19 protein-coding genes are annotated in these 21,459 nt (G+C 64.1%); 14 read left to right on the top strand and 5 right to left on the bottom strand.

Annotated elements, in window-relative coordinates:
- The first annotated feature begins 18 nt into the window (after positions 1 to 18).
- From AC5ZG5_RS10510 to AC5ZG5_RS10470, 9 genes are all read left to right on the top strand, one after another.
- On the top strand, positions 19 to 987 hold the full coding sequence (locus tag AC5ZG5_RS10510) for a sugar kinase (protein WP_456641789.1): 969 nt from the start codon (positions 19 to 21) through the stop codon (positions 985 to 987).
- Complete coding sequence (gene eda / locus AC5ZG5_RS10505) at positions 984 to 1,631, top strand: bifunctional 4-hydroxy-2-oxoglutarate aldolase/2-dehydro-3-deoxy-phosphogluconate aldolase (protein WP_456641788.1); 648 nt, start codon at positions 984 to 986, stop codon at positions 1,629 to 1,631. The genes AC5ZG5_RS10510 and eda overlap by 4 nt, the downstream gene beginning before the upstream one ends.
- A gap of 54 nt (positions 1,632 to 1,685) precedes the next feature.
- Complete coding sequence (locus AC5ZG5_RS10500) at positions 1,686 to 2,852, top strand: acetyl-CoA acetyltransferase (protein ID WP_456641787.1); 1,167 nt, start codon at positions 1,686 to 1,688, stop codon at positions 2,850 to 2,852.
- Between the two features lie 154 nt (positions 2,853 to 3,006).
- Complete coding sequence (locus tag AC5ZG5_RS10495; protein ID WP_027579670.1) at positions 3,007 to 3,207, top strand: hypothetical protein; 201 nt, start codon at positions 3,007 to 3,009, stop codon at positions 3,205 to 3,207.
- Between the two features lie 130 nt (positions 3,208 to 3,337).
- On the top strand, positions 3,338 to 4,537 hold the full coding sequence (locus AC5ZG5_RS10490; RefSeq protein ID WP_456641786.1) for a CaiB/BaiF CoA transferase family protein: 1,200 nt from the start codon (positions 3,338 to 3,340) through the stop codon (positions 4,535 to 4,537).
- Positions 4,538 to 4,548: 11 nt separating this feature from the next.
- Positions 4,549 to 5,715 (top strand): acyl-CoA dehydrogenase family protein, encoded by a 1,167-nt coding sequence (locus AC5ZG5_RS10485; RefSeq protein ID WP_130231085.1) that lies wholly within the window; start codon positions 4,549 to 4,551, stop codon positions 5,713 to 5,715.
- A gap of 139 nt (positions 5,716 to 5,854) precedes the next feature.
- Positions 5,855 to 6,991, top strand: a complete 1,137-nt coding sequence (locus AC5ZG5_RS10480; protein ID WP_456641785.1) for a thiolase family protein — start codon at positions 5,855 to 5,857, stop codon at positions 6,989 to 6,991.
- Positions 6,988 to 7,347 (top strand): Zn-ribbon domain-containing OB-fold protein, encoded by a 360-nt coding sequence (locus AC5ZG5_RS10475; RefSeq protein WP_456641784.1) that lies wholly within the window; start codon positions 6,988 to 6,990, stop codon positions 7,345 to 7,347. The genes AC5ZG5_RS10480 and AC5ZG5_RS10475 overlap by 4 nt, the downstream gene beginning before the upstream one ends.
- A gap of 375 nt (positions 7,348 to 7,722) precedes the next feature.
- The gene (locus AC5ZG5_RS10470; protein WP_456641783.1) at positions 7,723 to 8,250 is read left to right on the top strand and encodes a carboxymuconolactone decarboxylase family protein; all 528 of its coding nucleotides are present in this window, start codon (positions 7,723 to 7,725) and stop codon (positions 8,248 to 8,250) included.
- A gap of 203 nt (positions 8,251 to 8,453) precedes the next feature.
- Here AC5ZG5_RS10470 and glsA read toward each other — a convergent pair whose 3' ends face one another.
- The 4 genes from glsA to AC5ZG5_RS10450 form a co-directional block, all read right to left on the bottom strand.
- The gene (gene glsA, locus AC5ZG5_RS10465) at positions 8,454 to 10,307 is read right to left on the bottom strand and encodes a glutaminase A (protein ID WP_456641782.1); all 1,854 of its coding nucleotides are present in this window, start codon (positions 10,305 to 10,307) and stop codon (positions 8,454 to 8,456) included.
- Between the two features lie 22 nt (positions 10,308 to 10,329).
- A complete protein-coding gene (locus tag AC5ZG5_RS10460) occupies positions 10,330 to 12,405 on the bottom strand; it encodes a TRAP transporter permease (protein ID WP_456641781.1) in 2,076 nt (691 codons plus the stop codon).
- Positions 12,406 to 12,452: 47 nt separating this feature from the next.
- Positions 12,453 to 13,598, bottom strand: coding sequence for a TAXI family TRAP transporter solute-binding subunit (locus AC5ZG5_RS10455; RefSeq protein ID WP_456641780.1), 1,146 nt, complete (start codon positions 13,596 to 13,598; stop codon positions 12,453 to 12,455).
- 156 nt (positions 13,599 to 13,754) lie between these two features.
- Positions 13,755 to 13,976, bottom strand: coding sequence for an acyl-CoA carboxylase biotin carboxyl carrier protein subunit (locus tag AC5ZG5_RS10450; RefSeq protein ID WP_028164618.1), 222 nt, complete (start codon positions 13,974 to 13,976; stop codon positions 13,755 to 13,757).
- Positions 13,977 to 14,109: 133 nt separating this feature from the next.
- Between AC5ZG5_RS10450 and AC5ZG5_RS10445 the strand changes: the two genes are divergently transcribed.
- Positions 14,110 to 15,084 (top strand): IclR family transcriptional regulator, encoded by a 975-nt coding sequence (locus AC5ZG5_RS10445; protein WP_130228320.1) that lies wholly within the window; start codon positions 14,110 to 14,112, stop codon positions 15,082 to 15,084.
- Positions 15,014 to 16,573 (top strand): acyl-CoA carboxylase subunit beta, encoded by a 1,560-nt coding sequence (locus AC5ZG5_RS10440; RefSeq protein WP_456641779.1) that lies wholly within the window; start codon positions 15,014 to 15,016, stop codon positions 16,571 to 16,573. The genes AC5ZG5_RS10445 and AC5ZG5_RS10440 overlap by 71 nt, the downstream gene beginning before the upstream one ends.
- 153 nt (positions 16,574 to 16,726) lie before the next feature.
- On the opposite strand, the gene AC5ZG5_RS10435 is transcribed toward AC5ZG5_RS10440, so the two are convergent.
- On the bottom strand, positions 16,727 to 17,899 hold the full coding sequence (locus tag AC5ZG5_RS10435; RefSeq protein WP_456641778.1) for a patatin-like phospholipase family protein: 1,173 nt from the start codon (positions 17,897 to 17,899) through the stop codon (positions 16,727 to 16,729).
- Positions 17,900 to 18,063: 164 nt separating this feature from the next.
- Here AC5ZG5_RS10435 and AC5ZG5_RS10430 point away from each other — a divergent pair, with 164 nt between their 5' ends.
- From AC5ZG5_RS10430 to AC5ZG5_RS10420, 3 genes are all read left to right on the top strand, one after another.
- A complete protein-coding gene (locus AC5ZG5_RS10430) occupies positions 18,064 to 18,843 on the top strand; it encodes an acetoacetate decarboxylase (protein WP_028164622.1) in 780 nt (259 codons plus the stop codon).
- Positions 18,844 to 18,975: 132 nt separating this feature from the next.
- Positions 18,976 to 19,995 carry a transporter gene (locus AC5ZG5_RS10425; protein WP_456641777.1) on the top strand — a complete coding sequence of 340 codons (1,020 nt, stop codon included), beginning with the start codon at positions 18,976 to 18,978 and terminating at the stop codon, positions 19,993 to 19,995.
- A gap of 19 nt (positions 19,996 to 20,014) precedes the next feature.
- Positions 20,015 to 21,355, top strand: a complete 1,341-nt coding sequence (locus tag AC5ZG5_RS10420) for a carbohydrate porin (RefSeq protein ID WP_456641776.1) — start codon at positions 20,015 to 20,017, stop codon at positions 21,353 to 21,355.
- Positions 21,356 to 21,459: the final 104 nt, after the last annotated feature.

Raw genomic sequence — 21,459 nt, 5'->3', positions numbered from 1 at the left:
TCCCTTCGGAGTGCGGTCATGACGCGGGTAGCCTCTATCGGCGAATGCATGATCGAGTTGAGGCAGGCGCAAGGCGGACCCCAAAGCGGGACGACAGGCGGCCTCTACTCCCGGGGTTACGGCGGTGACACCCTCAACACCGCCGTCTATCTCGCGCGCCTCGGCGTCGACGTAGACTACGTCACCGCGCTCGGCGACGATGCGTTGAGCGAGGAGATGATCGCTGCCTGGAAGGCCGAGGGCGTCGGCACCAAGCGCGTCGCCCGGCTCGCTGGTAAATTGCCCGGCCTCTATCTGATCCAGACGGATGAGAAGGGCGAACGGAAATTCTTCCATTGGCGCGAGAACTCGGCCGCGCGCAAGCTGATGCATTTGCCGGAGACTGAGGATCTCCTCAATTCACTCGCGACCTACGACCTCGTCTATCTCTCCGCTATCACGCTCTCGATCTATGACGATTACGGGCGAGGGCGGTTGATGACGGCCTTGAAGCGTGCGCGCCTGCTTGGCACGCGCTTCGCGTTCGATACCAATTTCCGCGCCCGCGGCTGGCCTGACCTGAGCGAGGCGCGCAGCGCCTATAGCGCGGCGTTCGAGGCGGCCGACATCGTGCTCGCCTCGACCGAGGACCTGTTGTCGCTCTACCCCGGCGAGAGCCATGAGGCGCTGCTCGCGGGCATTCCGAGCCCGGAAGTGGTGCTGAAGTTGCCGGAGCCGGCCTGCGTGCTGCGCTTTGCCGGCGGATCGCGGGAAGTGAGGGCGGAGCCGGTGATCCAGCCGGTTATCGACACCACCGCCGCGGGCGATAGTTTCGCGGCCGCCTACCTTGGGGCCCGGCTTTCCGGCGCCGAGCCGCCGGAGGCCGCGCGGGCGGGCCACCGTCTGGCCGGCGTCGTGGTGTGCTATCCCGGCGCGATCATTCCGCGCTATGCCATGCCGCCGAAGAAAGTGCCGCGGCCGCCGAGTTCGCGCAGGGTTTCGCAATGACATCAGCCAAACAGGAAACGCTGGTCACGCTGTTCAGCCAGGCCAAGGTCATCCCCGTCCTCACCATCGAGCGGCGCGAGGATGCGGTGCCGCTGGCGCGCGCCCTGGTCGCCGGCGGGGTGTATGCCTTGGAGGTCACTTTGCGGACACCGGTCGCGATCGAGGCGGCAAAGGCGATCATGGCCGAGGTGCCGGACGCGATCGTCGGCATCGGCACGATCCTGAGCCCTGATGATCTGGCCCGAGCCGAGTCGCTCGGCGCCAAATTTGGGATCAGCCCAGGTGCGACGCCTGAGCTCCTGAAGGCGGCGGCGGCAAGCAGCCTGCCATTCGCGCCGGGGATCGCGACCGCATCCGAATTGATGCAGGCGCTGGCGCACGGCTTCGATCTCGCAAAATTCTTCCCTGCGGAATCGTCAGGCGGTATCAAGGCACTTCGGGGGCTGGCCGGGCCGTTCCCGAATGCGCGGTTCTGCCCGACCGGCGGCGTCGGGGAGGCCAATGCCGCCGCCTGGCTGGCGGAGCCCAATGTGGTCGCGGTCGGTGGGTCCTGGCTCTGCCCGCCCGCGGAGGTCAGGTCCAACAATTGGGCCGGCATAACCGCCATGTGCGACCGCACCCTGAAATCGCGCAAAGCCGGGTGAAGTCCGGTTACGGATCAGCTACAAGCGAACAGGAACATTTTTGGGAGAACGGCCATGACAGCCAGCATCGTGGGGTGGGCGCATACGCCCTTCGGCAAATTCGACGCGGAGACCGTTGAAAGCCTGGTAACACGCGTCGCCAACGAGGCGCTGACCGATGCCGGCATTTCGGCCGGCGACGTCGACGAGATCGTGCTGGGACATTTCAACGCAGGCTTCTCGCCGCAGGATTTCACGGCCTCGTTGGTGCTGCAAGCCGATCCGCAGTTCCGTTTCAAGCCGGCCACGCGCGTCGAGAACGCCTGCGCGACCGGTTCTGCCGCTGTGCACCAGGGAATCCGCGCCATCCAGACCGGCGCTAAATTCGTGCTGGTGGTCGGCGTCGAGCAGATGACGCGGACGCCGGGGCCGGAGATCGGCCGCAACCTGTTGAAGGCGTCCTATTTGCCGGAAGATGGCGACACCGTTGGCGGTTTTGCCGGCGTGTTCGGCAAGATCGCGCAGGCCTATTTCCAGAAATATGGCGACCAGTCCGATGCGCTGGCGCTGATCGCCGCCAAGAACCACAAGAACGGCGTCGCCAACCCTTACGCGCAGATGCGCAAGGATTTCGGCTTCGAGTTCTGCCGCGCCGAGAGCGACAAGAACCCGTTCGTCGCCGGCCCCTTGAAGCGCACCGACTGCTCGCTGGTGTCGGATGGCGCCGCCGCGCTGGTGCTGACGGATGCGGAGACCGCCAAGACCATGGGCAAGGCGGTGAACTTCCGCGCCACCGCCCATGCGCAGGACTTCCTGCCGATGTCCAAGCGCGACATCCTGCAGTTCGAGGGCTGCACGGTGGCCTGGCAGCGCGCGCTGGAGCAGGCCGGCGCCAAGCTGTCCGATCTCTCCTTTGTCGAGACCCATGACTGCTTCACCGTCGCCGAGTTGATCGAGTATGAAGCGATGGGCCTGACGCCGCGCGGGCAGGGCGCCCGTGCGATCAAGGAGGGCTGGACGCTGAAGGACGGCAAGCTGCCGATCAATCCGTCCGGCGGGCTCAAGGCCAAGGGCCATCCGATCGGCGCCACCGGCGTCTCCATGCATGTGATGAGCGCGATGCAGCTCACGGGACAGGCGCCCGAGGGTATGCAGTTGAAGAATCCCGAGCTCGCCGGCATCTTCAACATGGGCGGCGCCGCGGTTGCGAATTACGTTTCGCTGCTGGAGCCGGCGAAGTAGGCTGTAGGCGAAGCGGGCTGCGTAGGGTGGGCAAAGCGAAGCGCGCCCACATCAAGCACTCCGCTCGTGACGGTGGGCACGCTTCGCTTTGCCCACCTACAATGCGACGAATTTGCCGCGGTATGCCGCGGCGCAGACTTTCGGAGCGTGTATCATGGGTAACGAAAGCTCGTTGTCGCTGGACGAACTCAACGACCGTATCGCGATTCTTGAAGACAACATCAGGCAACTTATCGAGCAGGCCGCCGCGGCATCCGGCGAGCAGAACGAGGCGCGCATTGCGGACCGCATCAGCCAGCAGAATGACGAGCTCGAGCGGCTGATGAAGGAGCGCGACGCGCGATCGACAAGATAATCCGCTACCCATCGCGCATACGCCCATACGCGCTGCGCGCCTTGATCTTGCGGACGCCCTGCCGTTACTAGGTCCCCGGAAGCGATAACGCGGCCGTGATTGGCTGCCTTTCTGAGAGGATGACGAGGCTATGGGACCGCTGGATGGCATCAAGGTCGTGGACATGACGACCGTGTTGATGGGGCCGTATGCGACCCAGACGCTCGGCGACTACGGTGCCGATGTCATCAAGGTGGAATCGCCCGACGGCGACGTTACGCGCCAGATCGGCCCGACGCGCCATACCGGCATGGGCCCGGTGTACCTCAACACCAACCGCAGCAAACGCTCGATCTGCCTCGACTTGAAGAAGCCGGCCGGCCGCGAGGCCGTGTTGCGCCTGATCGCCAAGGCTGACGTGCTCGTCTACAATGTGCGCCCGCAGGCGATGGCGCGATTGCAGCTCGGCTACGACGTCGTCTCCAAGATCAATCCGCGGCTGATCTATGCAGGTGTGTTCGGTTTCGGCCAGGACGGACCGTATGCCGCCAAGCCCGCCTATGACGACCTGATCCAGGGCGCGACCGCGCTGCCGGCGCTGATGGCGCAGACCTCGGACGGCGTGCCGCGCTACGTACCGAACGCGCTGGTCGATCGCATCGTGGGATTGACCGCGGTCGGCGCGATCTGCGCAAGCCTCGTGCATCGCGACAAGACCGGGCAGGGACAGCGCGTCGACATCCCGATGTTCGAGACCATGGCCGGCTTCGTCATGGGCGATCATATGGGCGGCCTCACCTACGATCCGCCGCTCGACCGCGGCGGCTACAAGCGGCACCTGTCGCCGGACCGGCGTCCCTACAAGACGAGCGACGGCTATATTTGCGTGATCGTCTACAACGACAAGCAGTGGGACAATTTCTTCACCGCGATCGGGCGCGACGATCTGCGCGGGGATTCGCGATTTGCGACCTTCGCCGGCCGCGCCGCCAATATCGATTGCGTCTACGCCGAGCTTGCGCGCATCCTCAAGACCAAGACCACCGCGGAGTGGAACGAGATTCTCGAGAAGGCCGACGTGCCGGTCATGCCGATGCACGATCTTGAGACCCTGTTGCAGGACCCGCACATCGTTGCAACCGATGTGTTTCCGGTCATCGAGCATCCGACGGAAGGTCGCATCCGCAGCATGAAGGTCTCGGCGCGCTGGTCGGAGACGACAGCCGAGCCGAAGCGGCTGGCGCCGCGGCTCGGCGAGCACAGCGTGGAGGTCCTGCGGGAGGCTGGTTTCTCCGCAAGTGAGATCGCCGCCATGCTCCGGGACGGCGTCACCAAGACACTCGACAACTAGGACAGAGACAGATGGATTTTGCGCTCTCGGCCAATCAGGAATCCATCCGCGATGCTGTGGCAAAAATCTGTGCGCGCTTTGACGACGCCTATTGGCTGAAGAAGGACAAGGAGGGCGGCTACCCCGCCGACTTCCACCGTGCACTGGCCGAGGCGGGCTGGCTCGGCATCTGCATCCCCGAGGAATATGGCGGCTCCGGGCTCGGCATCACGGATGCTGCGATCATGATGCGCACGATCTCGGAGTCCGGCGCCGGCATGTCGGGCGCGTCAGCCGTGCACATGAACGTGTTCGGGCTCAATCCGGTGGTCGTGTTCGGCACCAAGGAGCAATGCCAGCGCATGCTGCCGCCGATCATCGATGGCCGCGACAAGTCCTGCTTTGCGGTGACCGAGCCGAACACCGGTCTCAACACCACCCAGCTCAAGACCCGCGCGGTGCGCAAGGGCGACAAATACATCGTCAACGGCCAGAAGGTCTGGATCTCGACCGCGCAGGTCGCCAACAAGATCCTGCTGCTGGCGCGCACGACGCCCCTGGAAGAAGTGCGGACGCCGACGCAGGGCCTGAGCCTATTCTATACCGATTTCGACAAGAAGCGCGTCACCGTGCACGAGATCGAGAAGATGGGCCGCAAGCCCGTCGATTCCAATGAATTGTTCTTCGAGAATTTCGAGATTCCGATCGAGGATCGCCTCGGCGAGGAGGGCCGCGGCTTCGAATATATTCTGCACGGCATGAATCCGGAGCGCATCCTGATCGCGGCCGAAGCGGTCGGGCTGGGCAAGGTCGCGCTGTCGCGCGCGCAGGCCTATGCCAAGAGCCGCATCGTGTTCAACCGCCCGATCGGCATGAACCAGGCGATCCAGCATCCGCTCGCCAAATGCTGGATGGAGCTGGAGGCCGCGTGGCTGATGGTGCTGTCGGCCGGATGGCACTACGACCAGGGCCTGCCTTGCGGGCCCGCCGCCAATTCGGCGAAGTTCCTCGCCGCCGAAGCCGGCTTCCGTGCCTGCGAGCAGGCGGTGATGACCCATGGCGGCTTTGGCTATGCCAAGGAGTATCATGTCGAGCGTTACCTGCGGGAATCCCTGATCCCGCGCATCGCCCCGATCAGCCCGCAGCTCATCCTGAGTTTCATCGCCGAGAAGGTGCTCGGGCTGCCGAAGTCGTATTGAGGATGGCCGCGATGATTCACCCTGTCATTCCGGGGCGACGCGAAGCGGCGAGCCCGGAATCCATCGGGCCGCATGCGAGGAGGTGCGATGGATTCCGGGCTCGCGTCTTCGACGCGCCCCGGAATGACGGAGAGCGACCATGAGCTTCATCACCGGCGTCGGGCTCACCTCATTCGGCAAGCACGAAGGCTCATCCTCGCTCGATCTCATGAGCAAGGCGGCTGAGCTTGCAATTTCGGACGCCGGCGTGAGGCGATCGGAGATCGATGGCATCCTCTGCGGCTACTCGACGGTGTCGCCGCACATCATGCTCGCGACCGTGTTCGCCGAGCATTTCGGCATCCGCCCGTCCTATGCCCATGCCGTGCAGGTCGGCGGCGCCACCGGGCTCGCGATGACCATGCTGGCGCATCATCTCGTCGATGCCGGCGTGGCGAAGCATGTGCTTTCGGTCGGCGGCGAGAACAGGCTGACCGGCCAGAGCCGCGACGCTTCGATCCAGGCGCTCGCCCAAGTCGGTCATCCCGATTACGAAGTGCCGCTGGGTCCGACCATCCCAGCCTACTACGGCCTCGTTGCTTCGCGCTACATGCACGAATACGGCGTCACCGAGGAAGACCTTGCCGAATTCGCGGTGCTGATGCGCAAGCACGCGCTGAGCCATCCCGGCGCGCAATTCCACGACCCGATCACGGTCGCTGACGTGATGGCTTCAAAGCCGGTAGCGAAACCGCTGAAGCTGCTCGATTGCTGCCCGGTCTCCGACGGCGGCGCGGCTTTCGTGATCAGCCGCGAGCGGACCAGCGACATCGGCGTGCGCATCCGCGGCTGTGCGCAGGCGCATACGCATCAGCATGTCACCGCCGCGCCGGCGTTGAGCGAACTCGGCGCCGAGATTGCGATTGGAAAGGCCAAAACAGCGTCGGGCGTTGCGATCTCCGATGTGCGCTACGCCGCAGTCTACGACAGCTTCACCATCACGCTTGCAATGCTGCTTGAAGACCTTGGCCTCGCAAAACGCGGCGAGGCAGCCGCGCGCGTGCGTGCGGGTTACTTCAATCAGGACGGCGAGATGCCGCTCAACACCCATGGCGGTCTCCTGAGCTACGGCCATTGCGGCGTCGGCGGCGCGATGGCGCATCTGGTCGAGACGCATCTGCAGATGACCGGGCGAGCCGGCAACCGCCAGGTCCGCGACGCCTCGGTCGCGCTATTGCATGGCGATGGCGGCGTGCTGTCCTCGCATGTCAGCATGTTCCTGGAGCGGGTGCGATGAGCGGCAAGCTTGCAGACTGGACCAGCGGCGCGGAAGCGATCGTCTACCAATCCTGCACCGCTTGCGGCGCTGTGCAATATTTCCGCCGCAGCTTTTGCGCCGCCTGCGGCACGCCCGATCCGCAGGAAAAGCGCGCCAGCGGGACAGGGACGGTCTACGCGACCTCGCTGGTCTGCCGCGCCGCGACGCCCGAGACGCGCGCGCATGTGCCCTACAACATCGTGCTGGTCGACACCGCCGAAGGTTTCCGCATGATGGCCCACGGCGAGAATGATCTTGCGATCGGTGACAAGGTGACCGCGCGGTTTGCGCAGTTCGCGGGCCGCGTGGTGCCGTACTTTGAAAAGGTTAGATGATCGCGGTCACCGCCAATAGAGCACAATGCTGGCGATGACGACCATTGCCGTCACCGCCAGCATTTGCGCGAGCGCCTCCGAGGCCGCCCTCCTGGTGGCTTCCTTCATGCCTGTCTCCCTAGACTTGGGCGTGACTCATCGTGGCGCGGAATCCGCGCAAGCGACGGCCTTTTAGATTGGTACTCTCGGAACACCCCGCGTCGGACATTCGCTCCGATTGAGTCCCCACTCGGCGAATATCGACGGTAGCAGGGTCGGTCAGCATTGCGGCGGCATTTTGACTCGGCTGTGTTGCTCCTGCGTCAAGCGGCGGATAGTGTTTTGAAACTTAACGGAACCGAAGCAAATCGAGAAAAAAGAACGAGACGGAAAAGAATGGCCCGCATCGAATACAGCGATCCCGCCAAAGCCAGCGATCGCACCCGTGAAATCCTCGACAAGAATCGCAACGCCAACATCTTCCGCATGATGGCGCATTCGCCCAGTTATTTTGAGCAATATTGCCGGCTCGGTGGCGCGATCCGACACAGAGGCGAGCTTGATCCTGTTGTCCGCGAGCTTGCGATCACCCGCACCGGCATCCTGTGCGAAGCTCCTTACGAAATCGTCGCGCATAAACGGATCGGCAAGAATGTCGGCGTCACAGACGAACAGAACGAAGCGTTGGAGAATTGGCAGTCCGCCACCTGCTTCAACGACGTGCAGCGCGCCGCGCTCGCTTTCACCGATGAGATCGTCAGGCTCAACAAGCCGACGGACGCCAGCTTCAACGCGATCGCCTCGAAACTGACGCCAGCCGCGCTCGTCGAATTGCAGCTCTCGGTCGGCTTCTACATCATGACCTCGAAATTCCTCGAAACGTTCGAGATCGACCTGCAGCCGGTATCGGAAGTGGTGGGTTGATCGATCTGGCGCCGCGCTCTTCTTCGCCTCGCCCCGCGCGCGGGGAGAGGCCGGATCGCATCGAAGATGCGATCCGGGTGAGGGGCTGCTTCTGCGAATAAAGCTATCACCATCTTCGCGGAAGCGGCCCCTCACCCTAACCCTCTCCCCGCGAAGAGCGGGGAGAGGGAACTGGGAAGGCCCGCGCGCGGGGAGAAGGGACTCTACGTCGCCGTCAGCAGATCGACCTTCGCGTTTGCGACGATCAGCCGGTCGGCGAGCAGTTGCGCGAGGTTGCGCATGATCCGCTCGCCGGCGCGCGGGTGCTGCTTGCGGAACCGTTCGAAGTCGCGCAGCGGGATTTCCCAGGCGGTCGCGGCCTGGTCCGCCAGCACGTCGGCGGAACGGATGGGCTCGATCAGCGCCATCTCGCCGAACGCCATGCCGGCGGTGAGCGTCGCCAGGCGGACGCCGTCGGGCAGGGTGACGTGCACGACACCGCTGCGCAGGAAGAACAGCGAGCCAGCGGCATCGCCGGCGGAGATGATCTTCTCGCCGGAGCGGTAGGTGTGGGTCGAAGCGAGCGACGCGAGGTCGGTCAGCTCTTCCGCGCTCAATCCGGCCAGCAGCGGCTGCTCGGACAATTCCGTGGTCTCGAAGAAATCGATCGACCCGCCATAGCGGTAGACGATCTGGTCCTCCGCCCATTCGATTGCGGTATCGAGCAGGTAGAAGTCCCTGATGTTGCCGAGCTTGGCCGTCCACTCGCGCAGCGTCTTCCATTCCGTCGATGAGCGTTTGATTCCGGACAGGATCACGGTGACGCCGAGCGCGGCCAGTTCCTCGAAGGCCTCCGCCACCAGCCGCGCGCCGGCACGGGTGGTGGAGGTGACGCGGTGCAGGTCGAACACGACGAATTGCGGCCGCCGCTCCGAGGCCATCCGCCGCGACACGTAATCGACAGCGGAGAGCGACAGCGTGCCGACCAATTCTATGATCCGCACCTCCTCGTGATGCGCCGCGAGGATGTCGCGCTCATGCGGGCGGCGGACGCGGCGCGACGGGCTCTTGCCGATATTGTAATCGGCGATGATGCTGGTGCGCGCATCGTCGCTGCGGTTGAGCATATGCAGGTCGTAATGCGAGGACAGCGCTTCGCACACCTTGATGCCGCGCACGCTGTTGCCGTGCTTGTCGAGCTTGGGCGAATAGCTGCCGAGCCCGAGTCGGGCGGGCAGCGCGGCCAGAATGCCGCCGCCGACGCCGCTCTTGGCGGGGATGCCGACGCGATAGATCCATTCGCCGGCGAAATCGTACATGCCCGACGAGGTCATCACCGAGAGCGTGCGCGAGATCGCATACGGCGTCATCACCTGCTTGCCGGTCACCGGATTGATGCCGCGATTGGCAAGCGTTGCCGCCATGATCGCGATATCGCGCGCGGTCACCAGCACCGCGCATTGCCGGAAATAGACATCCAGCACGGAGGCGACGTTGTCCTTGATCACCGCATTGGTGCGCAGGAGATAGCCGATCGCCCGATTGCGGTCCCCGGTCGTGCTTTCGGAAAGATAGACGGCCTCGTCGAGCGCGAGCTCGCGCCCGGCGAAGCGGCCGAGCGCATGCCGGATATAGTCGAAGGCGGCATCGCCCTTGGCCTCATGGATCAGCCCGGTGCAGGCGATGGCGCCGGCATTGACCATCGGGTTGAAGGGATGGTTCTCCGCATTCAGCCGGATCGAGTTGAAAGGATCGCCCGACGGCTCGACGCCGATCGCGCTTTCCACCCGCGCCGCCCCCAGCGTGTCCAGCGCCAGCGCGAACACGAAGGGTTTGGACATCGACTGGATGGTGAAGGGCACCTTGGTGTCGCCGACCTCGTAGACGTGACCGTCGAGGGTGGCGAGGCTGATGCCGAAATGGGCAGGGTCGGCCTTGCCGAGCTCGGGGATGTAATCGGCGACGGCGCCACCGGTCTCGGCGGCGAACTCGTCGCGGCATGACTGCAGGAACCGCAGCAGAGGCGGTCTTGAGCGGGTCCAGGCGGTGGCGCTGGAAGGAGGCGGCTCGGGTTTCATCGCCTCCTGTTGTGCAACGCAATCAGGGGGCGCGCAACTGGTTCGGTATGAGCGCCTGCCGCCGGACCAGCAGCAGCGCGATCAGGACCGTCGGCACCAGGATGCTAAGCCCGAGCAGCGTCACCTGCATCTGCGACAACGGGTTGATGCCGCCGCCGGGCGTCGCCACCACGAAGCCGCCGATCACGAGCAGCACCCGCAGCGGCCATTCCAGCGCGCCGGCGCGGCTGAGATCGCCGACAAAGGCCTGATAGCCCTGTATACCGCCGCAGATGAACAGCGTGCCGAAACCGGCGAGCGCCATCAGACCGAGGCCGGCGAGATAGGGGGAAGGTCCCTGCAGCACCAGCGCCGGGTTCAGCACGAAGAAGAACGGGATGAAATAGATGATGCTGCCGACCCACATCGATTCCCACCCGGTTTTCATCGCCGGCGATCCGGCGATGCCGGCTGCGGCGAACGAAGCGATCGCGACCGGTGGGGTGATCGACGACAGCATGCCCCAGTAGAAGATGAACATGTGCACCGCCATCCGGTTCAGTCCGAGCTTCTCCAGCGCCGGCGCCACCAGGATGGCGAGGAAGATGTAACAGGCCGTGGTGGTCAGCCCGAGCCCCAGGATCAGGCTGGTGAGGGCGCACATCGCCAGCAGCAGGAAGGCGTTGTCGCCGGCAAGCGTCAGCAGGTCGTTGGCGAGGCTGGAGACCACGCCGGTCATCGAGAATGCGCCGATCAGCAGCCCGCAGCCGGCGAGGATGCCGACCAGCTCCACGAAGGTGCGGCCATTGACTTCGAGGAATTTCGCGATCGTGGCTGGCGTCCAGCGCGTCTCCTTGGAGAAGAACTGGTTCAGCACGAGAAGCAACGCAGTGGCGTAGAACGGGGCGTGGCTCTCGCGCTTGAAGTAGAGCAACATCACGATCAGCAGCGCGATCACGAACACGTAGTACCAGCCGGACTTGAGCGTATCCATGACCCGCGGCAGTTCGGCGCGCGGGATGCCTTTCAAGCCATGACGCGCCGCATAGGAGTCCACCTGCATGAACAGGCCGATATAATAGAGCGCGGCGGGAATGATCGCGGCGACCGCGACCTCGGCGTAGCTGATGTTCAGGAACTGCGCGATCACGAAGGCGGTGGCGCCCATCACCGGCGGCGCCAGCACCGCGCCGGTCGAGGCGCAGGCCTCGATGGCGCCGGCATAGGAGGCGCGGAAGCCGCTGCGCTTCATCACCGGGATGGTCATGGTGCCGGCAGTGAGCACGTTGGAGATGATCGAGCCGGACATCATGCCGAGCAGTCCGCTCGCGAAGATGCAGACCTTCGCCGCGCCGCCGCGGAACGTGCCGCACAGCGCAAAGGCGATGTTGATGAAGAATTTTCCGGCACCCGTCATCATCAGCGCGGTGCCGAACACGAGGAAGCCGATCACGGTATCGGCAAAGGCCTGGATCGGAATCCCAAGCAGGCTCTCGCCCGAGAGTACATGATAGGCGGTGGCCTGGTCGAAGGTGAGTTCGGAGCCGCGAAACGGCCCGAGCCATTTGGCCTCGGCAAACAGCGGATAGACTGTGAAGGGGAACACGCTGAGCAAGAGGCTCCAGCCGCCGGTGCGGCGCAAGGCCTCCATCAGCATCGCCCACATCACGACGCCTGCAATCAGGACGTTGCGTGGCGCGCCGTCGGATTCCCAGCCGTACTGCGCGGCCTTGCGGATGTTGAGCATCAGCCAGATCGCCGCAGCAAACGTCAGCACGAACAGGAGAAGGTCGTACCAGGGAATCCGGTCGAGCGGCGCGGTCCCCGTTCCCGGAAAGATCAGGAACGTGAACGGCAGCATCAGCGCGATCAGCAGATAGAAATATTCGGTGTTGAGCTGGGTGTAGCCGATCAGGAAGCGCAGCGAGAATTGCTGGTTGATGCAGAGCAGGATGGTGGCCGCGGTCGCGACCACCAGCGCCCAACGCCAGCCGCCGCGCAAACTGCGCACGCGCGTGACCTCGGCCTCCTGCATGTTGCCCGCCCCGGCGTGGGGATCTTCGAACTCGATCCTCTTCGGCGGCGCGGCCACGGCGCTATCGAGCGGAGAAGCTGACATCAGGAGATCCCCACAATGGCGTTAGCTTGCAATGGAAGCTGGTGGCTTTATTCAAAGCCGTTCGACATGTTGGCCTTGGCAAGCGCTGCCGCGCGCGCCTTCATCCAGCCTTCCAGGAACGCCTTCTCGTCCGCGGGCGGATTGGACTTGCCATATTCCGTCCAGGCGGCGGTGAGCACGTCCTGGCGCTTGAACAGCGCGTTGTTGTGGACCTCCTGCTGGTCGGTCCATTGGCCCGCTTCCTTCAGCGCCTTCACGGCGCCGGGATGCACGGGCACGACCCAGTTCTTGGTCTGCCTGTCGGCGGCAAGCCCGCTCGCGCCCGGAGCGGAATCCTTGTAAGCGTCGTAGTTGACGATCATCGCCTTGGTGATGGCGTAGACCTGGTCCGCTGGCACTGACGCATAGGCGACGAAGATCGGGTAGGGATAGGTGCCGAGTTCGATCGGTTTGTCCGGCGAGATGCCGGCGCCGCAGGTCGCGCGATGCGGGAAGAAGAACGAGCCGACCTTCTGCACCCGTTCCCATCCGGCTTTGTCATTGGTGGGAAGCGGTGGCCAGATCAGTCCGCGCGGAGAGGTCTCGGCTTCCTTCGCGGGTCCTGTGATGGTGGTGCCGAACGCCGCGTCGGTGTCGTTGTTGATCAGGCCCTTCCACATCGCGCCGTAGCTTGCGAATTCGACGGCCTTGACGTCGCTCTGTTTGAGACCGCCGAAGGCGAGGATGGCGAGCGAGTTCTGGTTCAGCGCGGGCGAGCCGACCACGAAGCCGACGCGCTTGCCCTTGAGGTCCTTGATATCCTTGACACCGATATCGGCGGCGACGCCGAGCGAGCCGGCATTGCAGTCGACCGTGGACAACAGGAGTTGCAGTGGCTGAGGTCCCCATTCCTTGGCGCCGAACTCGAATACGCCTTCCTGCGCGAAATAGGTGCCGGACCCCATCGCCGACATCAGCGCGCGCTTGGCGCGGAGCGGCGCCAGCCGCGCCACGTCGTTGCCCGCAGGCAGCACGCGGAGGTCGGTGCCGTATTTGTCCTTCATCATCTTGCCGACACCGACCGCGATATTGAATCCCGCGGTGCCCGTGTCGTAGGCGGTCACCCCCATCGTCGGCGGCAGCTTGATATCTTCGGCGAGCGAAGGTCCTGATGCGAGTAGGGTGACGCCGAGCGCGAGCAGACGACGGATCATGATTCCTCCCTGATGTTTCGCTACGCGAAACTTGTTGTTTGCGAGGATCATTGCATCGCATCGCGATGATGGCAACGGCGCACCGTTGGCGCGCACTACCACCATCGTTGCATCACCGGACAGATTGTCGCGGATCGAGCCTTGAATGTGTGCGCGTCAGGTCTCGACGATGGCGACCGCCTGTCCTTCGGCGATCACGTCGTCGACGCTGACGAGGATCGACTTGACCGTGCCCGACGCGGTCGACGTCACCGGAATCTCCATCTTCATCGCCTCAACCAGCGCGACCTCGTCGCCATCTGCGATGCTGGCACCGGCCTCAACGGGTATTGCGCATACACGGCCGGCCACTTCGGTGATGATCTTGATATCTGGCATTCCACGCTCCCCATCCGTTTCGCGAAACGCATAGCGCTCTGCGAACGGCTTTTGTTGTGGCCGCACATTGCCTGAGGTAGCTTGTTCTGCAAGTGGAATTTTATTCCGTGTGGCGGAATGGAGCCTATAACAAATGGGAAGACGCTCAGAGCGGCTTAGCCGGCAAGGAATGCTCGCCAGCGATCTCGCAGGCGAGGGCGACGTGATCCAGGTCGTGTCGCGCGCGTTTGATGTCCTCAGATGTTTCGAAGGACACGAAGCGCGGCTCGGTAATCTTGAAATATCGAATCGTTGCGGCCTGCCGCGATCGACGGTGTCGCGGCTCACGCACACGCTGACGCGGATGGGCCAGCTCGTCTATCTGCCGCGGGACCAGAAATATCGGATAGGTCCTAGCGCGGTGGCGATGAGCACCGCGATGATGAAGGGCCTGCAGCTCCGCAACCTGATCCGTCAGCGTCTGCAGGACGTCGCCGAGCAATTGCCCGGCACCGTCGGCTTCGTCATCCCCGATCGGTTCCAGCTCGTCTACCTCGAATACGCGCGCTCGGCGAACGCTCTCGGCCTGCACGAGGTCACCGGCAGCCGGATCTCGATGGCGACCACCGCTGCGGGCCACGCCTATACGGCCGCGCTCGAGCCCGAGGTCGGCGATGCCCTGATCGCGGAGATGGAGCGCGAGATTCCCGAAGGCGCGAAGCTGCTCAAGCCGCGCATCGAGGGCAATCGTCGCCTGTTGCGCGAGCACGGCTATGTCGTCGCCTGCGGCCTCTGGAGTCCGCACATCAACGGCGTCGCGGTGCCGCTATGGTCGCCGCAATACCAGACCTATGTCGTGACCACGATCGGCCTGTTGTCGGCGATGTATGACGAGAAGCGGCTGCACAAGGAGGTCGGGCCGCAAATGGTGCAGCTCGGCGCCGCGCTCGCCAGCCTGCTCGAAGGCGCCGACGCCAGCATCTTCAATAACCGGCTCGAGCGAAAACCTGTTCCGGCAGCCGTGAACCATAACAAGATCATAAAAGCGGAGGAAAGGAATGAACTGGAAGCCGGAACTCGACGAGCTCGCCCGGCGCGAAGCGTTCGCGCGGGAGATGGGAGGCGTTGAGAAGGTAAAACGACAGCGCGATCAAGGCCGGCTCACCGTTCGCGAGCGCATCGACAAGATCGTCGATCAGAAATCCTTTCACGAGATCGGCGCCATATCCGGCATCGCCGAATATGACGAGAACAACGAGCTCAAGCAGCTGACGCCCGCGAACTGCGTGTTCGGCCGCGCCAAGGTGGGCGGCCGTCCGGTGGTCGTGGTCGGCGACGATTTCACCGTACGCGGCGGCTCGGCCGATGCGTCGATTTCCGCCAAGCCATTGATGGCCGAGGAGATGGCGCATGATTTCAGGTTGCCGATCATCCGCATGATCGAAGGCTCCGGCGGCGGCGGCTCGGTCAAGACGATCGAGACGCGCGGCGCGGCCAACCTGCCCGGCGGCGTCGGCGGCACGCGCTGGTACTGGTACACGACCGCGAACCTCGCGCGCGTGCCGGTCGTTGGTCTCGGGCTCGGCTCGGTCGCAGGCCTTGGCGCGGCGCGACTTGCGGCCACGCATTATTCGGTGATGACGAAGAACTCGGCGATGTTCGTTGCGGGCCCGCCGGTGGTGAAGCGGCTCGGACAGGATCTGACCAAGCAGGAGCTCGGCGGCGCCGACATCCAGACCCGCGCCGGCGCGATCGATCAGGCAGTCGAGACCGAGGAGGAGGCGTTCGAGTGCGCGCGGCGCTTCCTCTCATATCTGCCGCAATCGGTGTTCGAGCTGCCGCCGACCATTCCCTGCACCGACGATCCTGAACGATCAGAGGAAACGCTGACGAAGGCGGTGCCGCGCAATCGCCGGCAGGTCTACAAGATGCGCCCGATCGTCGACGCTGTCGTCGACAAGGGCTCGTTCTTCGAGGTGAGCGCCAATTTCGGCAAGCCGATCATTGTCGGCCTGGCGCGGCTCGAGGGCAGGGCGGTGCTGCTGCTGGCGAGCGATCCCTTCCACTATGGCGGCTCGTGGACCGCGGAAGCCTGCCAGAAGGTGGTGCGCTGGGTCGATTTCGCCGAGACCTTCCATCTGCCGGTGGTCTACCTGATGGACTGCCCCGGCTTCATGATCGGGCTGGAGGCAGAGAAGAGCGCGACCATACGCCATGGCGTGCGCGCGATGGCGGCGGTCAACCAGAGCACCGTGCCCTGGTGCACGATCATCGTGCGCAACGCCTTCGGCGTCGCCGGCGTGGTGCACCAGCCGGCGAACCGCTTCTCGATGCGCTACGCCTGGCCGTCGGCCTATTGGGGTTCGCTGCCGCTGGAGGGCGGCATCGAGGCCGCCTACCGGGCCGACATCGAGGCCGCGCCCGATCCGGCGGCGAAGCTGAAGGAGATCGAGGACCGCCTGAACAAGCTGCGCTCGCCATTCCGCTCGGCCGAAAAGTTCTGGGTCGAGGAGGTGATCGACCCCCGCAGGACGCGCTCGCTGCTCTGCGAATTCGCGCGTTTGGCTGAGCCGATCCGGACCGCGGGGCCGCCAGGCAACATGTCGACAAGGCCGTAGTTGCTGCCTGACCCTCATGGTGAGGAGCCGCGTAGCGGCGTCTCGAACCATGAGGCCCCGATCTCACCCGCGGCCCATCCTTCGAGACGCCTGCTTACGCAGGCTCCTCGGGATGAGGGGCGAGTGCGTGGCGCCTGCGTCCTTTCGGCAGTCCTACACCTCGCTCTCGCGGTGCACGTCGTGGACCACGATGCCCATGCCGGCGTCGGGCATCTTGATCCAGTCGCGCCGCATCAGCGTGCGCTTGGTGTCTTCATGCCCGCTCATCCAGTGCTCGCGCATCGAGGTGCCCGAGAATTCGTGATCCTTGGCGTGGCCTTCATAGGCCTTCTGCTGATAGATCAGTTGCAGGATCGCGATGCTCGGCAGGGCGCTGTTGGAATCGCGGAGCTGGCGCTCTTCCTCCGATAGCTGCTCGTTCGGAATCTTCGACAGCGCCTTATAGAGGCGGGCGCGGAGATTGTGGGTCTTGCGATACATATCGGTGTTGTAGCGCGTGCGCGAGGAATACATGATGTCCTTGTGGCGGGCCATTACGTCGTGGATGTCGCGGGGCAGCACGCCGCGGGCCGAGAACAGGTCGACCTGGAACACCAGTGAATTCAGGCTGTCGACCTGGTCGAGCAGATGCTGCAGCGGCGTGTTGGAGACGATGCCGCCATCCCAGAAATGGTCGGTGCCCACCTTCACCATCGGCAGCGCCGGGGGCAACGCGCCGCTCGCCATGATGTGCTCGGGAATGATCTCGTCATGCGCGTTGTCGAAATAGATGAAATTGCCCGACAGCACGTTCACCGCGCCGACGGCAAAGCGCATCCTCTTGGAGTTGATGCGCTCGAAATCGACCAGCTCGAGCAGCGACTCGCGTAGCGGCGCCGTGTCGTAATAGCTCGTCGCGGTCCTGGCGCCGGCCGGGCTGAGCCATGGGCTGGTGGTGTGGGGCGCGAAGAAGCCGGGCTGGCCCAGCACCGTCGTCATGAATGAACTGGTGAAGTTGCGCGCCTTGCGGAAGATGTCTCCGTCAGGCGTATAGTGCCAGATCTTGCGGCTGGTGATGCGGTCCCAGAATGTGTGCAGTCGCTCAAGCCGCCGCTCCGGCGGATTGCCAGCGATGATTGCCGAGTTGATCGCGCCGATCGAGACGCCGCAGATCCAGTCCGGCTCGATACCTGCTTCGTGCAGCGCCTGATAGACGCCAGCCTGGTAGGCGCCGAGCGCACCGCCGCCTTGCAGCACCAGCGCGACACGGTCGCAGCGCTCCGGCCGCCAGCCGCGATGGGAGGTTGCAGTTTCTTGTTCGTCGAAATGTGGGCTACGCGCATCCATGTCCTTGCACTCCCTGCGCGCCAACGATTCCGTGTGCCCGTGACGCGCTGATGACAGCCGCCAAGGGGGACATTCGGGTCACGCGGCTGAAGGAAATCCCTCATATCAATGTCAATGTCCGTCGCTAGCGTTCGGGCCATTAATTGCAAACAGGGGGATTTGCGATGCGCAGGGAAGAACTATTGCGGCTTCCGTCAATGCCAGCCGCGGGCCCGAGCTATCCCGCAGGACCCTACCGCTTCGTCAATCGCGAATTCCTGGTCATTACCTACGAGACCGATCCCGCGCTGATCCGTGCCGGGCTGCCTGAGCCGCTCGAGCCGATTGATCAGCCGATCGTGCACTACGAATGGATCAAGATGCCTGATAGTTCCGGCTTCGGCAGTTATACCGAGTCCGGTCTGGTGATCCCGGCGCGCTTGCACGGCGAAGAGGTCAATTTTGTTTCGCAGATGTACCTCGACGATGATCCGCCGATTGCGGCGGGCCGGGAGATCTGGGGCTTTCCGAAGAAATACGCCCATCCCAAGCTCGAGATCGTCAAGGACACGCTGACCGGCACGCTCGAATACGCCGGCCAGCTCGTCGCCATGGGCACCATGGGCTACAAGCATGAGAGCATGGCGGGCAATGGCGACATCACCCGCGCGACGCTGTCGAAGACGCAAGTTAATCTGAAGATGATCCCGGGAGTCGATGGCCGTCTCGAAGTCTGCCAGCTCGTCGCGATCAATCTGACCGACATCAACGTCAAGGGCTCATGGATCGGTCCCGGCCGGCTGCATCTGGTACCGCACGTCAATGCGCCGGTTGCGGATTTTCCGGTGCGGCGAGTGGTCGGCGCGCATCATTTCCTCGCCGATCTGACGCTGCCCTTCGGCCGCGTCGTGCACGATTACAACAAGGAAGCCGAGCTGGCCGCAACGGGTCTCGCGGCGGAGTAGGCTGCGACATCAAACTGTAACAGAAGCGTAATTCAATCGTCGCGTGCCGGCGTGTGGGGAAGGTGTCCCGCACTGATATGTGCTGGCTTGCGCAGGGGTTGACGATGTCTCGCGTTGAGCTTCGGGCTGGTCATGTCGGCTGAACCAGCGAAAATTGTCAGCGTGCCGGCGGACGCCACTCCGGTGATCCCTGGCCTGGTGTGGGCGTTCCGTCTGCATGGCGACGGCACCGCTGAATCCTTGCCCATCGATGCGCCGATCGAGTTCAGCCATGATGGCAGGCTCTGGCTGCATTTCAATCTGGCGGATGGTCGCAGCCGGCAATGGCTTGGCGGCCTGCAGTTTCCGATGCTGGCGCGCGATCTCTTGCTGTCGCATGACAATTTCCAGCAGCTCCACACCATCGACAACTGCGTCTATGGCGTGTTCTCCGATCTCGTGCGCGAGATCGACTCCCCAACGGAGGAAACCGGCTTCCTTCGCTTCGCGATGACCGAGCGTCTCCTGATCAGCGGCCGCCATCAGGCGCTGTGCGCGGTGGATGCCACGCGCCGCGTGCTCGAAGGCGGCCATCGTGTCGCGACGGTCGCGGCGCTGCTTGAGAAGATCATCGACGAGGTCGCCGACACCATGGACCGGATGGCCGACAAGATCGCCACCGAGATCGACGGCATCGAGGAACGGGTGCTGTCCGGCGAGACCAAGTCGGAGATGCGCGCCGGGCTCGGCCGGTTGCGGCGAACCTGTCTGCGGCTGCATCGTCAGCTTGCCGGCTTGCGTGTCCTGTTCCACCGGCTCGAGCAGAAGAGCCCCGAAAATCTCAGCCCGGCGCTAAGGCTGCATGCCGCAAAGCTCGCACAGCGGCTCGACGGTCTCGACCACGATATCACCGAGCTGCGCGAACGCAGCCGGCTGCTGGAGGAAGAGCTTCGCTTCAAGCTGGAGGAGGAGAGCAACCGGCATCTGCACGCGCTCTCTGTCGTGACCATGATGCTGCTGCCGCCGACGCTGGTCACCGGCATCTTCGGCATGAACACCAAGGGACTGCCGCTCACCGACGTCGACAGCGGCTTCCTGTGGGCCGCGGTGCTGTTGATCGCCGCCTCCGGCCTTGCCTATCTGATCATGCGTCGCCTGGGCATCGTCAAATAACGGGCTGCGGTATCATTGCATGTACCGAGTGCTCATCCGCGCGGTCACGGCATTCGCGGCGATCACTGCCCTTGCCCTCGCAGCCGCCCGCGCGGCAGATCAGCCCGACGGCAGCGACAAGGACCTGCGCGACAGGCTGGCCGATGCCGGCTACCAGTTCAGCCTGACCTATATCGGCGAGGGGCTCGCCAACGTCTCCGGCGGCATGCGTACCGGCGCGATCTATACCGGGCGTCTCGATCTCGGCACCACCATCGACCTTGAAAAGGTGATGGGCTGGACCGGCGCCACCTTCCACGCCAACGTGTTCCAGATCCATGGCGACGGCCTGTCGCGCAGCTATATCGGCAATCTGATGCTGGTCTCCGGCGTCGAGGCCTTGCCCTCGACGCGGCTCTATGAGCTCTGGATCGAGCAGCAACTGCTTGGCGGCAAGCTCGCCGTCCGCGTCGGCCAACAGGCCTCCGATGTCGAATTCATCGATAGCCAGTACGACGATATTTTCATCAACTCCGCGCTGGGCTGGCCCGGCATCACAGGCATCAACCTGCCGGCCGGCGGGCCGTCGCCGCCGCTTGCCGTGCCTGGTATTCGCATCAAGGCGGCGCTCTCGGACCGGATCACGGCCTATCTCGCACTGTTCGACGGCAGCGCGGCGCCGCCGGACGCGGACGACGCGCAGTTCGCCAATGCCAACGGCCTTCTGTTCCGCGTCAACGATCCGTCGTGGTGGATCGGACAGCTCAAATACAAGTTCGAGATCGGCGAGAGCCGGCTGCCGGCGACGATCACCGGCGGTGGCTGGTATCACATGATGTCGTTTCCCGATCAGCGCTTTTCGGGTGACGGCCTGTCGCTCGCCGATCCGAATAGCTCGGGCAATCCGGCGTGGTGGCGCCGAAACCAGGGATTGTTCATGGTCTACGAGCAGCAATTGGCGCGCGCCGCATCGGGTTCGGACAAGGGCGTCGCATTCTTCATGCGGGCCTCGGTGAGCCCGTCCGATCGCAACCTGGTCAACGCCTATGTCGACGGAGGCTTCCTGTTCACCGGCTTCAGCGACGCCCATCCGAACGACAGGTTCGGCGTCGCTGCAACCTATGCCAGAATCTCCGACCGCGCCCGCGCTCTCGATCGCGACATCCAGTTCTTCACCGGAACGCCATACCCGATCCGCGACTACGAGGCGATCTTCGAGGTCACCTATCAGCATGAGGTCAGGCCCGGCTTCTATCTGCAGCCGGTGCTTCAATATATTGCGCATCCGGGCGGCGGCGCGGTCGATCCCTACGATCCCACGCAGACGCATCGCATCAAGGATGGTGTAATGGTCGGTGTACGTACGACCATCGCGTATTAGCTGCGTGATGAGTGACGACGTTACTCTGGAGGCGCGCCGCGACTTGTAGGGTGGGCAAAGCGGAGCGTGCCCACCACCCACGTTCGGTGCAAGGAAAAGTGGGC

The sequence above is a fragment of the Bradyrhizobium sp. Ses1 genome (assembly GCF_059512365.1).
The sequence above is the reverse complement of the archived record's forward strand: the minus strand, read 5'-3'. Positions and strand labels throughout refer to the sequence as shown.